At 65.4% G+C, this 14,348-nt stretch carries 14 protein-coding genes; 9 read left to right on the plus strand and 5 right to left on the minus strand.

Going from position 1 to position 14,348, the window contains the following annotated elements:
- Positions 1 to 74: 74 nt before the first annotated feature.
- Positions 75 to 1,244: a phosphoglycerate kinase gene (locus tag F3W81_RS02580; protein WP_193082118.1), complete on the minus strand. Its 1,170-nt coding sequence runs from the start codon at positions 1,242 to 1,244 to the stop codon at positions 75 to 77.
- A 126-nt stretch (positions 1,245 to 1,370) separates the two neighbouring features.
- Here F3W81_RS02580 and F3W81_RS02585 point away from each other — a divergent pair, with 126 nt between their 5' ends.
- Both F3W81_RS02585 and F3W81_RS02590 read left to right on the plus strand, forming a co-directional pair.
- Positions 1,371 to 1,877, plus strand: a complete 507-nt coding sequence (locus F3W81_RS02585; RefSeq protein ID WP_193082119.1) for a peptidylprolyl isomerase — start codon at positions 1,371 to 1,373, stop codon at positions 1,875 to 1,877.
- Positions 1,870 to 2,430, plus strand: coding sequence for a peptidylprolyl isomerase (locus F3W81_RS02590; protein ID WP_193082120.1), 561 nt, complete (start codon positions 1,870 to 1,872; stop codon positions 2,428 to 2,430). The genes F3W81_RS02585 and F3W81_RS02590 overlap by 8 nt, the downstream gene beginning before the upstream one ends.
- A gap of 62 nt (positions 2,431 to 2,492) precedes the next feature.
- Here F3W81_RS02590 and F3W81_RS02595 read toward each other — a convergent pair whose 3' ends face one another.
- Positions 2,493 to 3,317, minus strand: a complete 825-nt coding sequence (locus F3W81_RS02595; protein ID WP_193082121.1) for an isocitrate lyase/PEP mutase family protein — start codon at positions 3,315 to 3,317, stop codon at positions 2,493 to 2,495.
- 342 nt (positions 3,318 to 3,659) lie between these two features.
- Between F3W81_RS02595 and cysS the strand changes: the two genes are divergently transcribed.
- The 3 genes from cysS (at position 3,660) to F3W81_RS02610 (ending at position 7,598) form a co-directional block, all read left to right on the plus strand.
- The gene (gene cysS, locus F3W81_RS02600) at positions 3,660 to 5,027 is read left to right on the plus strand and encodes a cysteine--tRNA ligase (RefSeq protein WP_193082122.1); all 1,368 of its coding nucleotides are present in this window, start codon (positions 3,660 to 3,662) and stop codon (positions 5,025 to 5,027) included.
- A 112-nt stretch (positions 5,028 to 5,139) separates the two neighbouring features.
- Positions 5,140 to 6,759 (plus strand): citramalate synthase, encoded by a 1,620-nt coding sequence (gene cimA / locus F3W81_RS02605; RefSeq protein ID WP_193082123.1) that lies wholly within the window; start codon positions 5,140 to 5,142, stop codon positions 6,757 to 6,759.
- Positions 6,760 to 6,797: 38 nt separating this feature from the next.
- Complete coding sequence (locus tag F3W81_RS02610) at positions 6,798 to 7,598, plus strand: squalene/phytoene synthase family protein (protein ID WP_226941822.1); 801 nt, start codon at positions 6,798 to 6,800, stop codon at positions 7,596 to 7,598.
- Between the two features lie 8 nt (positions 7,599 to 7,606).
- On the opposite strand, the gene F3W81_RS02615 is transcribed toward F3W81_RS02610, so the two are convergent.
- From F3W81_RS02615 to cobA, 3 genes are all read right to left on the minus strand, one after another.
- Positions 7,607 to 8,833, minus strand: a complete 1,227-nt coding sequence (locus tag F3W81_RS02615) for an MFS transporter (protein WP_193082124.1) — start codon at positions 8,831 to 8,833, stop codon at positions 7,607 to 7,609.
- Positions 8,834 to 8,931: 98 nt separating this feature from the next.
- Positions 8,932 to 10,221: a cobyrinate a,c-diamide synthase gene (locus F3W81_RS02620; protein ID WP_193082125.1), complete on the minus strand. Its 1,290-nt coding sequence runs from the start codon at positions 10,219 to 10,221 to the stop codon at positions 8,932 to 8,934.
- On the minus strand, positions 10,218 to 11,093 hold the full coding sequence (gene cobA / locus F3W81_RS02625) for a uroporphyrinogen-III C-methyltransferase (protein WP_193082126.1): 876 nt from the start codon (positions 11,091 to 11,093) through the stop codon (positions 10,218 to 10,220). Before cobA ends, F3W81_RS02620 begins: the two co-directional genes overlap by 4 nt.
- Positions 11,094 to 11,288: 195 nt before the next feature.
- Between cobA and F3W81_RS02630 the strand changes: the two genes are divergently transcribed.
- From F3W81_RS02630 to F3W81_RS02645, 4 genes are read left to right on the plus strand one after another with little or no spacing between them, the layout of a single operon-like run.
- Positions 11,289 to 12,329 carry a cobalt-precorrin-5B (C(1))-methyltransferase gene (locus tag F3W81_RS02630; protein ID WP_193082127.1) on the plus strand — a complete coding sequence of 347 codons (1,041 nt, stop codon included), beginning with the start codon at positions 11,289 to 11,291 and terminating at the stop codon, positions 12,327 to 12,329.
- The gene (locus F3W81_RS02635; RefSeq protein WP_193082128.1) at positions 12,326 to 13,057 is read left to right on the plus strand and encodes a cobalt-precorrin-6A reductase; all 732 of its coding nucleotides are present in this window, start codon (positions 12,326 to 12,328) and stop codon (positions 13,055 to 13,057) included. The genes F3W81_RS02630 and F3W81_RS02635 overlap by 4 nt, the downstream gene beginning before the upstream one ends.
- Complete coding sequence (locus F3W81_RS02640; RefSeq protein ID WP_193083580.1) at positions 13,045 to 13,677, plus strand: DNA-3-methyladenine glycosylase family protein; 633 nt, start codon at positions 13,045 to 13,047, stop codon at positions 13,675 to 13,677. The genes F3W81_RS02635 and F3W81_RS02640 overlap by 13 nt, the downstream gene beginning before the upstream one ends.
- Entirely contained in the window at positions 13,674 to 14,339 is a 666-nt protein-coding gene (locus F3W81_RS02645) for an alpha/beta hydrolase (protein ID WP_193082129.1), read from the plus strand. Before F3W81_RS02640 ends, F3W81_RS02645 begins: the two co-directional genes overlap by 4 nt.
- Positions 14,340 to 14,348: the final 9 nt, after the last annotated feature.

Here is a 14,348-nt window from a genome sequence, read left to right on the forward strand (position 1 = left end):
GTTTAAGGGGTTGCGCCATTTCATGCAATTCAGGTTGCGCTAACGGAGGGGAGATCCCCTCCGAAGTGCGCTAATCACCCGCCCAGAGCTGCGACGCCGGGCAGGGTCTTGCCCTCCATCCACTCAAGGAAAGCGCCCCCCGCGGTCGAGATATAGGTGAAGCTCTCGGCCGCGCCACTGGCGTTCAGCGCCGCCACGGTATCGCCGCCCCCGGCGACCGAGACAAGCTTGCCGGCCTTGGTCAGCTCGGCGGCTTTCAGGGCTGCTGCATCGGTCGCCGCATTGAACGGCTCGATCTCGAAGGCACCCAAAGGACCGTTCCAGATCAAGGTCTTGGAGGTCTCGAAGGCCTCGCTGAGGCGCGCCACACTCTCGGGGCCTGCGTCCAGAATCATCGCATCCGAAGGGCACTGTGTGGCAGGCACGGTCTCGTTCTCGGCATTGGCCTTGAACTCGCGTGCGACGACGACATCGGCGGGCAGGATGATCTCGCAGCCGACATCCAGCGCCTTCAACTGGATCTGTTTCGCGATCTCGGTCATGTCGTGTTCCGCCAGCGATTTGCCGACGTCGATGCCCTGAGCGGCCAGAAACGTATTGGCCATGCCGCCGCCGATCACCAGCCGGTCGACCTTGCTCACGAGGTTGCCCAGCAGCTCCAGCTTGCTCGACACCTTGGCGCCGCCGACGACCGCGATGACCGGACGCACCGGATCGCCAAGCGCGGTTTCCAGCGCCTCCAGCTCGGCCTGCATCAGGCGGCCTGCACAGCACGGCAGCTCACGCGCCAGCGCCTCGGTTGAGGCATGGGCGCGGTGCGCGGCAGAGAAGGCATCGTTGCAATAGATGTCACCCAGCTTGGCCAACTGCTTGGCAAACTCGGTATCGTTCTTTTCCTCACCGGGCCAAAAGCGAATGTTTTCCAGCAGGATAACATCTTCATCAAGACCAGCGGCGGCCTCCAGATCCTCGGCAAAGGCGACTTTCTGGCCGAGGGCCTCTTCCAGCGCGGGCAGCACTACCTGCAGGCTCATCTCCGGCACGACCTTGCCCTTGGGGCGGCCGAAATGCGCCAGCATCAGCACCTTGCCGCCCTGCTCGAGGATGTATTTCACGCTCGGCACGATTCGCTCGATCCGGGTGGCGTCGGTGACTTTGCCATCCTCGACAGGCACGTTGATATCCACGCGGGTCAGCACCCGTTTGCCGTCAAGCTCCATGTCGTCCAGCGTTTTCCAGCCCATGCGTCCCACTCCTTGTGTAAGTTGGGCCAAGTTCTGGCGGCTTCGCGCTCTCCGGTCAACACGGGTTACTTGGCAATTGCGCCTCATAACCGTATTGCTGGCGCAAACATGAGTAAGGAGAGACTAATGGCCGATATCAAGGATCCCGAAAACACCATCCTGATGGAGCTCAAAGGCGGCACTGTCGTCATCGAGCTGCTGGCGGACGTCGCCCCCAAGCACGCCGAGCGGATGAAGGAACTGGCGCGCGCCGGCTCTTATGATGGCGTGGTCTTCCACCGCGTGATCGACGGCTTCATGGCGCAGACCGGCGATGTGGCACACGGCAACTCGACCGGCGATTTCAATCTGCGCATGGCCGGCACCGGCAGCTCGGATCTGCCCGATCTGCCCGCCGAATTCTCCAAACTGCCGCATGAGCGCGGCACTTTGGGCGCGGCCCGCAGCCAGAACCCGAACTCGGCAAACTCGCAGTTCTTCATCAACTTCAAGGACAACAGCTTCCTGAACGGCCAGTACACCGTTTATGGCCGCGTCATTGACGGGATGGAGCACGTCGACGCCATCACCCGTGGCGAGCCGCCTGCGCAGCCCGACGTGATGATCTCGGTCAAGGTGGCCTCGGATGCGTAAGCTCACGATTGCTCTGGCGACGGCAGGCTTTGCCGCGCTGGCGGGGCAGGCGGGCGCCACCGGTCTGGATATCCAGGTCGAAGGTGCCGCCAATGGCACCGTCCACGTCGAGCTGTTTGACGACGTTGCCCCCAAGCATGTCGCCCAGATCACCGCTCTGGCGGAAAAAGGTGCCTATGACGGCGTCGTTTTCCACCGTGTGATTGATGGCTTCATGGCGCAGACCGGCGACGTTCAGTACGGCAAGGTCGGCGGCGACATGAGCATGGCTGGCCGTGGCGGCAGCGATCTGCCTGATATCAAGGCAGAGTTTTCCGACAAGCCGTTCAAGCGCGGCACGGTCGGTATGGCCCGCTCGCAAAGCCCGGATTCGGCGAATTCGCAGTTCTTCATCATGTTCGCGCCCGGCGATTTCCTGAACGGCCAGTATACGGTCGTCGGCGAAGTGACGGATGGCATGGATGTGGTGGATCGGATCAAGCGCGGCGAAGGTCAGAACGGTGCCGTTGTCGGCGCCCCTGACGTGATGTCGAAAGTCACCGTGACCGAGTGATCGGGTCTGGTTTGTATTGAGAAACGGGCGTGCCACTGGCGCGCCCGTTTTGCGTTTGCGGCTCAGCCCTTGGCCGTGCCCTCGATCAGCATCTGATCAATCTCGGCACCGGAAACGGATTTCTTGAGGCGCGAGAAACTGCCATCCTCGAAAACCTCGCTCATCGCGTCGATGATGACCCGGTGGGTGATGCGCGCCAGCGAAGAGCCGAGCGAAATCCGCGCCACACCGATGCGGGCGAAATCCTCAAGCGTATAGCTGGCAAGGGTGCCGACCGTCAGCGCATTGACCGGCAGAGTGGTGCTTTCGCAGATCTTCTGCAGGTCCTCAAAGCTGGCGGGCGCGGGGACGTAGAGGCAATCGGCGCCTGCGGCCTCGAACCCGGCAAGCCGGGCAAGGGCTTCGTCCAGATCGTAATTTTCCAGCATGACGCCATCGGCGCGGGCCACCAGCACGAAATCGCGGGGCAGGGCACGCGCGGTGGCGGCGGCGGCACGGATACGCTCGATCGCGAGGTCGCGGTCATAGGAGGTCTTGGCGCCACCGATGGTGTCCTCGATGGAAATCCCGGCCAGACCGGCCTCGAACGCCAGCTTCACCGTTTCGGCCACCATGTCGGGATCGTCGCCATAGCCATTCTCGAAGTCGCCAGAGACGGGCAAATCTGTCGCCGCGACAAGGCTTTGCGCGTGGGCGAGCGCCTCGTCCCGCGACACCTGACCGTCGGGCTTGCCGATGGTGAAGCCGAAGGCCGCAGAGGAGGTGCCGATGGCACTGGCCCCCATCGCCGCCAGCATGCGAGCCGATCCGACATCCCAGGCATTGGCGAGGACAAAGGGGGTGCCGGGCTGGTGCAGGGCGCGAAACGCCGGGCCGGGGTCATGCATGTGCTGCCTCCTCTTTCACAGATCTTTGCGGTGTTGCGGGAACGGTCCTGCAATACTCCGGTCAGCGCAAGGATTTTCCGGCCTGCAGCCCAAGGGCGGCAGGCGGTGGCTGACAAGATGATCAGGAACCCGAGGCGAGCCGGATGCAATGAACACTTGGCAAACCTGTGTCTGCGCTTTATCCACGGTGCCATGAACCGGAAAAGCTGCACCCTTATTTGCTGCATTATTCCCTGCTGAGATAATCTCGCGGGCGGCTTCTTCGTTTCCAACTTCCAACGATCCTGCTAAGCCGCCTGCGCACCTGCTTGCCCCATGAGGCATGCCCGAGAGGAACGTGAGATGGTCGAGATCAAGCTGCACAATTCGCGCACCCGCAAGAAGGACATTTTCACGCCGATCGATGCGGATGACGTGCGGATGTATGTCTGTGGCCCGACCGTGTATGACCGCGCCCACCTCGGCAATGCCCGACCCGTGGTGGTGTTCGATGTGCTCTATCGCATGCTGCGCCATGTCTATGGTGCGGATCACGTCAAATATGTGCGCAATTTCACCGACGTGGACGACAAGATCAACGCCCGCGCCACCCGCGATGGACGTTCGATCCGCGAGATCACGGATGAGACGATCGGTTGGTATCATTCGGATATGGAAGCCCTCGGCACGCTGCGCCCCGACCTGGAGCCGCGCGCAACCGAGTTCATCCCGCAGATGGTGGCGATGATCGAACGGCTGATCGCGAAGGGTCATGCCTATGAAGCCGAGGGGCATGTGCTGTTCTCCGTCGGCTCCTACGCCAACTACGGAGCGCTCTCGGGACGCACGGTTGAGGACATGATCGCCGGTGCGCGGGTCGAAGTCGCGCCCTACAAGCGCGATCCGATGGATTTCGTGCTCTGGAAGCCGTCGTCCGACGATCTGCCCGGCTGGGACAGCCCTTGGGGCCGCGGGCGTCCGGGCTGGCATATCGAGTGCTCGGCCATGAGCTATGAGCTGCTGGGCGAGAGTTTCGACATTCACGGCGGCGGCATCGATCTGCAGTTTCCCCACCACGAGAACGAGATCGCGCAGAGCTGCTGCGCCCATCCCGAGGGGGGATTTGCCAACGTCTGGCTGCACAACGAGATGCTGCAGGTCGAGGGCAAGAAGATGTCCAAATCCTTAGGCAATTTCTTCACCGTGCGCGATCTGCTGGATCAGGGCGTGCCGGGCGAGGTGATCCGGATGGTGTTCCTCGGCACGCATTACGGCAAGCCAATGGACTGGACCGAGAAGAAGCGGGCCGAGGCCGAGGCGACGCTGCGGAAGTGGCGGGAAATGGTTGGTGGTGTGGCTTACCTGCCTGAAGCGGAGCGTGTCTCCGAAGCTCTGGCTGATGATCTGAACACCTCGGAAGCTATTGCGCGGCTGCACAGTTTGTACAATCAGGGGGACGCGCAGGCACTGCTCGCCTCTGCTCGGTTGATGGGCTTGCTCCGTGACGAATTGGGGCAGTGGGCTGAGGCGGCGGACGTGGACTTGTCAGGTTTCGAGGCCGCGCTCGAGACAGCGCGGGCCGAGGCGATGCAGAGCAAGGATTTCTCGCGGGTGGATGCGTTGAAGGCCGGGCTGATCGCGGCCGGTGTCGAGGTCCGCATGTCCAAAGCGGGGGTTGAGCTGCTGGCGGGGCCACAGTTCGATGCCGCCAAGCTGGAGGGGCTGGTGTGATGCGGGCTGAGACCGGGGAGAGGGGGCTGTCTGCCCCCTCTTGCGCGGGGCGCGCAATTCACCCCCGAGAATATTTCGACCAGGGAAACATGACGGTTTGGGGAGAGCTGTGATGGAGCGACTCTATTTGTACGACACCACGTTGCGCGACGGGCAGCAGACTCAGGGGGTGCAGTTTTCGACGGCCGAAAAAGTGCGGATCGCCGAGATGCTGGATGGTCTTGGGGTCGATTATATCGAGGGTGGCTGGCCGGGGGCGAACCCGACGGACAGTGCGTTCTTCGAGGCGGCGCCGGCAACCCGTGCGACGATGGCGGCCTTTGGCATGACCAAGCGTGCCGGGGTATCGGCGGAGAACGACGATGTGTTGGCGGCGGTGGTCAATGCGGGGACAGAGGCAGTCTGTCTGGTGGGCAAGGCCCATGATTTTCATGTGACGACGGCTCTGGGCATCACGCTGGAGGAGAACCTCGAGAATATCTCACGCTCCGTCGCGCATCTGGTGTCGCTGGGGCGCGAGGCGCTGTTTGATGCCGAGCATTTCTTTGATGGCTGGAAGGCAAACCGCGAGTATGCTCTGGCCTCTGTCAGGGCTGCCTATGCGGCGGGGGCGCGCTGGATCGTGCTTTGCGATACCAATGGCGGCACCCTGCCGGTGCAGATCGGCGAGATCGTGGGCGAGGTGATTGCGGCGGGCATTCCCGGGGATCATCTGGGGATCCATACCCATAATGATACCGCCAATGCTGTCGCGGGCTCTCTGGCGGCGGTGGATGCCGGCGCGCGCCAGATTCAGGGGACGCTGAACGGCTTGGGCGAGCGGTGCGGCAATGCCAATCTGATCACGCTGATCCCGACGCTGCTGCTGAAGGAGCCTTACGCGCGCCTTTATGAGACTGGGATTGACCGGGCTGCCTTGCAGAGCCTCGTCAGTGTGTCGCGCAAGCTGGATGACATCCTGAACCGGGTGCCGGTGCGCCAGGCGCCCTTTGTCGGGGCCTCGGCCTTTGCGCATAAGGCGGGGCTTCATGCCAGTGCGATCCTGAAGGATCCCTCGACCTATGAGCATATCGACCCGGGGGTCGTGGGCAATGAACGCGTCATTCCGATGTCGAACCAGGCCGGGCAGTCGAACCTGCGGCGCCGTCTGGCTGATGCCGGGGTGGCGGTGGAGAAGGGCAATCCGGCGCTGGCGGCGATTCTGAACGAGGTCAAGGCGCGTGAGGATCGCGGCTATACCTACGATTCCGCTCAGGCCAGTTTCGAGCTGCTGGCGCGGCGGGAACTGGGGCTGTTGCCGGCCTTTTTCGAGGTGGAGCGGTATCGCGTGACCATCGAGCGCCGGCGCAATCTGGCGGGGCAGATGGTCAGCCTGTCAGAGGCGGTCGTGGTTGTGAACGTCGAGGGCGAGAAGCGCCTGTCTGTCTCGGAGAGCCTGGACGAGACCGGCGCGGACCGCGGGCCGATAAACGCCTTGTCCAAGGCGCTTGCGAAGGACCTCGGCAAGTATCAGGAGATCATCGACGACATGCGTCTGGTCGACTTCAAGGTGCGCATCACGCAAGGTGGCACCGAGGCCGTGACCCGGGTCATCATCGACAGTGAGGATGACTCCGGCCATCAATGGTCGACCGTGGGCGTGTCGGCGAACATAGTTGATGCCTCGTTCGAGGCCCTGCTGGATGCGGTGATCTGGAAGCTGCTGCATGCATCGCTGAAGGTCCCTGCCTGAGGCACCCACGCGCATTGCGCCCCTAATCGGAGATTTCCTTGCCCAACTCTGCGCCTGTGTCTGACTGGACCGACGATCTGACCGCCTGTGCCTCGCTTGTTGAACGCGGTGATCCGGGGCGGTTTCGCGCTGTGATGGCGGCGCCTTTGGCGGCCCGTCTGGCGTTGTTTCCGCTTTATGCCTTCAACATCGAGGTGGCGCGTGCGCCCTGGGTAACGCAGGAGCCGATGATTGCGGAAATGCGGCTGCAATGGTGGCGGGATGCGCTGGAGGAGATCGGCGCGGGCACGGGCATTCGTCGCCATGACGTCGTGACGCCGCTGTCGCTTCGGTTGTCGCCAGAGGGGGCCGCGCAGCTGGATGCGCTGGTCGATGCGCGCCGCTGGGATGTCTGGAAGGAGCCGTTCGAGGATGCGGCGCAGTTTGAAGACTATCTCGACGTGACCAGTGGCAATCTGTTGCGGGCCGGTGCGGTGATGTTGGGGGCGAGGTTGCCGGAGGCGGTGGCCGCGGATGCGGGCTATGCCATCGGGCTGGCCAACTGGTTGCGCGCGGTGCCGGAGCTGGAAGCCTCGGGGCGGTATCCGCTGCCAGACGGGCGGCGCGAGACCGTGCAGACGCTCGCCACTGAAGGTTTGGTGCGGATTGCCAGGGCGCGTCAGGCGCGGGGCTCGGTCGATGCCGTCGCTGCGCCCTTGCTGTTCGGGGTGTCCGAGGCTCAGGCGCTGCTGAAGCAGGCAGCGCGTGAGCCCGGAGCGGTGGTCTCGGGCGCCCTTGCCGTGGCCCCGTTTCGCGAACGCATCGGGCTGGCAAAGGCGGCGCTGACCGGGCGCTGGTAGGCGCGCCCTCAGACGGTGTCTTCGTCCTTGGGGCGCATGACCAGCCAGATCAGCGCGCCACCCGCCAGAACCAGCAGTGGCACCATCGCCAGATTGACCGCCGACCAGCCCGCCTCAGGGCTGGAGCCGGCGCAGTTCATCAGACCGCCTGACGCGAGCGAGCCTATGGTCACGCCGCCGAAGACGATCAGGTCGTTCAGGCCCTGCATGCGGCCCCGCTCAGACGGCTCATGCGCACCGGACAGCATCGTCGTGGCGCCGATGAAGCCGAAGTTCCAGCCGATGCCGAGCAGGATCAGCGTGCCGAAGAAATTCTCCAGCTGCACCCCCTGAAGCGCGACAACCCCGGCGCTGCCGAGGATCAGCAGGCCCAGCCCCATGATCTTGTGCACGCCGAAACGCGCGATCAGGTGGCCGGTGAAAAAGCTCGGGACATACATCGCCAGAACGTGGCTGGTGACGACGTCCGCCGCATTGCCCTTGTCAAAGCCACACCCGACGACCGCCAGCGGGGCCGAGGTCATCACCAGGTTCATCAGCATATAGCTGACGGTGGCGACGATGACGGCGACGGCGATGCGCGGGGTGGTGATCAGCTCACGCCGGGTGCGGCCCTTTGGGGCGTCATGGGCCGGGGCGACCGGCTTGGGGATGTCGAGGAACAGGAACAGGAACGAGCCCGCGACGTTCAGCGTGATCATCGTCAGGTAGGTGCCAAGGAAGGGGATCACCATGGCGTCCGCTGTGACCTTGACCAGCTGCGGCCCGATCACCGCCGCCGCCAGCCCCCCGGCCATGACGTAGGAAATCGCCTTGGGCCGGAAGGCATCCGACGCCGTGTCCGTGGCGGCAAAGCGGTAGAACCCCTGCGCCGACATGTAGACGCCTGTCAGCAAAGAGCCGAGCAGGAAGATCGGGAAGGACGCGAGGTACAGCCCCGTCGCGCCGACGATTGCCCCGATGGTGCCGAAGAACGCGCCGGTGAAGAACCCGGTGCGGCGGCCATATTTCTGCATGATCCCCGACACCGGCGTCGCCGCCAGCATGGAGCCGAGCACCACCAGCGAAATCGGCAGCGTGGCGAGGCAGGGGGTCGGCGCAAGGCTCTGCCCGGCGAGGCCGCCGATGGTGAAAAGCATCGGCATCTGCGCGCCGAGAATGGCCTGGGCCATGACCAGCACGCGGACGTTGCGGCGGGCTCGGCTGTCGTCGGGGAGGGGGGCTGTATGTGTCATGGCGAAATCCGTAGCGACTGCGCAGGGTTCCGGCAATAGGATGTTTGTGCAAAGATTTTGCCTGTGGCGCGGCGGTGTCTGACCCGTATAGGCGCGGGCTATCTCCGCTCGATCAGATGCGCGAAGCTGCCGCTGACCCTGCCGTGACGCAAGCCCATGGGTGGCAGGTGTGTGCCTTCGGCGTCGCGGGCGGTAAACAGCGCCTCGCCCTCGGCGCGCAGGGTCGTGGCATAGTGGAACTCATGCCCGGCCCAATCGCCCGTCATTGGGCCGGCACCTGCGGACAGACGACGATAGCCGAGGTGCAGTTTGCGCTGCTGAAAGCTGGTCTCAAGCCGCAGCAGGCCTGCCATGGCGTGGCGGGTGCCTTCGGCATCGGTCAGGCCATCGCCCAGCACCATGTAGCCCCCGCATTCGCCGTACACCGGCGCGGTTTCGGCGTGACGGCGCAGGCTGGTCAGAAAGCGTGCATTGGCGGCGATTCGCCCTGCGTGCAGCTCCGGATATCCGCCCGGCAGAAAGACCAGATCGCAGGCTGGCACCGGATCATCCGCGAGCGCAGAGAAGAACGTGACAGTCGCGCCCGCTGCACGCCAGCCGGTCAGCATATGCGGATAGGCAAAGGCAAAGGCCTGGTCCTGCGCCACGGCGATATGCTGGGCGGGGGGCGGTGTCTGGGGCGGGAGTGCGGGCTCTGCGAGCGGATTGGCGAGCGCCAGTGTGGTGGCGAGATCAAAGGGCTGATCGCCCGGCGCTCCCTCTGCCAGCGCATCAGCGGCGTTCTCCAGAAAGTGCTCCAGCTCTGCGGTCTCAGCCGCCTGTACCAACCCGAGATGGCGCGAGGGCAGCGCCAGATCGGTGCGGCGGGGCAGGGTCCCGAGGACGGGCAGACCGAGGGGGGCCAGCGCCGCGCGCAGCATCCTTGCGTGGCGGGGAGAGCCGACGCGGTTCAGGATGACCCCAGCGACCCGCACGCGTGGATCAAAGCCCGCAAAGCCCGCGACCAGCGGCGCGACGCTTTGTGCCATGCGCCCGGCGTCGACAATCAGGATCACCGGCAGATCCAGCTGGCGCGCCAGATCCGCCACTGCGCCGCGCCCCTCGGGCGGGGCACCGTCGAACAGACCCATGGCGCCCTCGATCAGCAGCAGCTCGGCCGGGGCTGAGGTGGCAAGCGTGGCGATGCGTTCGGGCGACATAGCCCAGGCATCAAGGTTGAGACAGGGCTGGTGACAGGCCGCCTCGTGAAACTTCGGGTCGATATAGTCGGGGCCGGATTTCGCGCCGCGCACCTGGACTCCGTTCCGCGCGAGCATCCGGAGCAGGGCCAGCGTCACGGTCGTCTTGCCCGCACCTGAGGAGGGCGCGGCGAGGATCAGCCCCTTCACGAGACCTCGGCCGGGCGGCCCCGTCCCAGCGGGTCCAGATCGCGTGGGCTCTCGCCTGCGGCCAGCGCCTGCCAGTCCAGCACCTGACGCATCAGGACAGAGCGACCGATGCACAGGATGGCGGGCGGCTTCATGTCCGAGGCGTCGATGTCGTCTGCCAGACGGCTCAGTGTCGTCTCAAGCACCTGCTGCTCTGGCGTGGTGGCGTTGCAGACCACGGCGGCGGGCTCATCCGCGGGGCGTCCGGCCTCCATCAGTGCGTCGGCGATGCGGCGGGCGTGCTTCATGCCCATGTAGATCACGAGGACCTGCGCGCCTTCGGCAATCGCGCGCCAGTTCAGCGAACCCGGAGCCTCGCCCGACTGATCATGGCCGGTGACAAAGGTGACGGACTGGTTGACGTCACGGTGGGTGACCGGGATGCCCGCATAGGCGAGGCCGCCGATGCCCGCTGAAATGCCGGGGATGATGCGCACATTGACGCCGTGCTGAATCAGGGTCTGCGCCTCTTCCCCGCCGCGGCCAAAGACGAAGGGATCGCCGCCCTTCAGCCGCAGCACCCGCTTGCCCGCGCGGGCCAGATCGACGAGATGCAGAGAGATGTCGCTTTGCCGGGCCGAGGGTTTGCCGCCGCGCTTGCCGGCATAGATATGCTCAGCCTGCGGTGCCCATTCCAGGATCGCGCTTTGTACCAGTGCGTCATAGACCACCACATCTGCCTGGCGCAGTGCGTTCAGGGCATGAAGCGTCAGCAACCCAGGATCCCCGGGGCCTGCGCCACAGAGCCAGACCCAGCCAGGTTGGAGGGCTGGCCAGGAGCTGCCGGGCAGCGACGGGGGCAAGGAAGGTGCAGGGGGCGTTGAGTCGGTCATGCGCGAGTATAGGCCGCTCTGCCTGCGCCGCGAAAGAGCGGGTCGCAAAAAGGACGGCGATTTCAGGTGGCTGCGCGGCGGGGTGGATTTCCGTCTGCACCGGTGCGGCGGGCCGGAAAAGTGTTTGCGCCGCGCGAAGCTTGGAGGGCCAGATTCCCGTGGCATCCCGCGATGGCCCGCCTATGATCGCGCGTGATGAGCCGTAAACCCGACAGAGAGTTGCGCCGTGGCTGGACCACAGGCGCCTGCGCCACCGCTGCCCTCAAGGCCGCGTTGCAGGCGCTGTGGGGTGGCGAGACGCCGCTGCGCGTCACGATCACCCTGCCGCGCGGCGAGGTGCCGGAATTCGCGGTTGAGGCCCTTGAGGTTGGCGAGGGCTGGGCGCAGGCCGCGATCATCAAGGATGCGGGCGATGATCCGGACGTGACCCATGGCGCGCACATTGCGGTGCGGGTCACTCCGGGCGGCGCGGGCATTCGATTTCGTGCGGGCGAGGGGGTCGGCATGGTGACGCGCCCCGGCCTGCCGATTGCGCCCGGTGAGCCAGCGATCAACCCGGTGCCGCGCCAGATGATGGAGGAGGTCCTGCGCGATATGGCCGCCGCGCATGACCGCGCACTGGACGCGGAAATCACGGTCTCGGTGGCGGATGGCGCAGCGCTGGCCCTGAAGACTTGGAACCCCCGGCTGGGGATTGAGGGCGGCCTGTCGATCCTCGGCACCACCGGGATCGTGCGACCGTTTTCCTGCGCGGCCTGGATCGCCTCGATCCACCGGGGCATTGATGTGGCGCGGGCCGGAGCGCTTGCCCGTGTCGCGGGCTGCACCGGGGCGACCTCGGAACGGGTGGTGCAGGGGCTCTACGGCCTGCCGGATCACGCGATGCTGGACATGGGGGATTTCGCGGGGGGAATGCTGAAGTACATCGCCGCCCATCCGGTGCCGCATGTGACGGTTGGCGGCGGGATCGGCAAGCTGACGAAACTGGCGCAGGGGGCGGGGGATTTGCACTCTGGCCGCTCTCAGGTGGATTTCGAGGCGCTGGCCACCACGTTCGAGGCACCGGAACTGCGCCAGATGCGCACGGCGCTGGAAGTGCTGGAGCATCTGGGGCCGCGCTTTGGTGCCTGGGTCGCGGAAAAATCCCTAGACGAAGTGCGCAGGCGGTTGCCGCCCGAGGTCGGGGCCGATGTCGTGGTCATTGATCGCAAGGGCAGCGTGGTGGGACGGGCATGACCTTGTTGCTGCTGGGCGGAACCGGCGAGGCGCGCCGCCTGGGTGGCAAGCTCGCCGAAGCGGGCAGGCCCGCCATCGTCTCGCTTGCGGGGGCGGTGCGTTGCACCACCCCTCAGCCCCTTGCGAGCCGCATCGGCGGGTTCGGGGGCGAGGCTGGATTTCGGGACTATCTGGCGGAGGCCCGGATCACAGCGATCCTTGATGCCACGCACCCCTTTGCGGCCCGCATCACAGCGCGCACGGCCCGCGTCTGCGCCGATCTCGGGCTGCCCTACGCGTTGTTGAGGCGCCCGGGCTGGCAGGCGCAGCCGGGCGACAAATGGACATTTCTGGCGCAGGAAAATGCCGTCGCCCAGCACATCCAACCCGGTGCCCATGCCTTTCTGGCGACGGGGCGGCAAAGCCTGACGGGCTATGCCAACATGCTCGGTCGGCGGATGACCCTGCGGGTGATTGACCCGCCCGAGCTGCCCTTTCCATATCCCGTAGGACAGTTCCTCGTTGGGCGCCCGCCGTTTTCCCAGGCCGAAGAAGAGGCTCTGTTTCGCGCGCTGCGCATCGACTGGCTGGTCACGAAAAATGCAGGAGGCGCGGCCTCGCGCAGCAAACTGGACGCGGCGCGTGCGCTTGGCCTGCCCGTGTTGCTGATCGCCCGCCCGGATGCGCCCGAGGGCGTGACGCTGCTGCGCTCCGTCGCTGCGGCATGGGACTGGGTCTGCGCGCTATGATCCTGCTCGAGAGTGAGGCCGTGCTGGCGCAGGGGGTTGCATGGCTGGCCGACCACGACGCGGGCATGGCGCAGATTGCGGCCTCGCTGCCCTTGCCGCCGCTGCGTCGCAAGCCGCAGGGCTTTGCCAGCCTGCTGAACGCCATCACCGGGCAACAGGTGTCAACCGCGTCTGCCGCCGCGATCTGGGGGCGTATCGAAGCCGCGGGCCTGATCACACCCGAGGCCGTGCTGCTGGCGGGGGAGGACGGGCTGCGCGCGGTCGGCCTCAGCCGCCCGAAAATCCGCTATGCACTCGCCATCGCAGCCTCGGGGCTGGACTTCGCCTCCCTTGCGGACCTTCCCGACGAGGAGGTGATAGCCCGTCTCGTTGCCCTTCCCGGTATCGGGCGGTGGAGCGCCGAAATCTATGCCACCACGGCCCTCGGGCGCCCCGACATCCTGCCTGCGGGCGATCTGGCCTTGCAGGAGGCCGCCCGCCTGCTTTACCGCTTGGACGCGCGGCCAAAGGAGTTGGCCTTTCGCGCCATGGGGCAGGCCTGGTCACCCTGGCGCGGGGTTGCGGCACGACTGCTGTGGTCCTTTTACCGGGCCGAGACAAACAAAGAGGGACTTGCATGACACGGGTATTGAACGCCGAAAGAAAACTACCGGTTTCGGGAGAGACCCGCTCCATCGTGGTGTTCCTGCACGGCTATGGTGCCAATGGCGCCGACCTGCTGGGGCTGGCCGATCCGATGGGGGAACACCTGCCTGATACGCTGTTCGTGGCGCCTGACGCGCCCGAAACTGTGCCGAGTTCGCCGATGGGCTTTCAGTGGTTTCCCATCCCCTGGCTCGACGGCTCCTCTGAGGAAGAGGCCGAGCGTGGCATGGCGGCGGCGGTTCAGGACCTTGACGCGTTTCTCGATGCGCTGATGGTGGACGAAGATGTCATGCCCGAACAGGTGGCGCTTGTCGGCTTCTCGCAGGGCTCGATGATGGCGCTGCATGTCGCACCGCGCCGCGAAGACGCCGTCTCGGGCGTGGTGTCGTTCTCGGGGCGTCTGCTGCGTCCGGAAACGCTCGCGGATGAGCTGACGGTGCGGATGCCGATCCTGCTGGTGCATGGCGACGAGGATGACGTTGTGTCACCCCAGAGCCTGCCGCAGGCCGCCGAGGCGCTGCAGGAGGCGGGCTTCAAGGAAGTCTTCGCCCATATTGAAAAAGGCACGGCGCATGGCATCGCCCCTGACGGTTTGTCAGTGGCACTGGCCTTTCTGCGCGACAAATGCGGCTTCTGAAAACGATCT

The sequence above is a fragment of the Pseudooceanicola spongiae genome (genome assembly GCF_014899185.1).
GTDB classification, from domain to species: domain Bacteria; phylum Pseudomonadota; class Alphaproteobacteria; order Rhodobacterales; family Rhodobacteraceae; genus Pseudooceanicola; species Pseudooceanicola spongiae.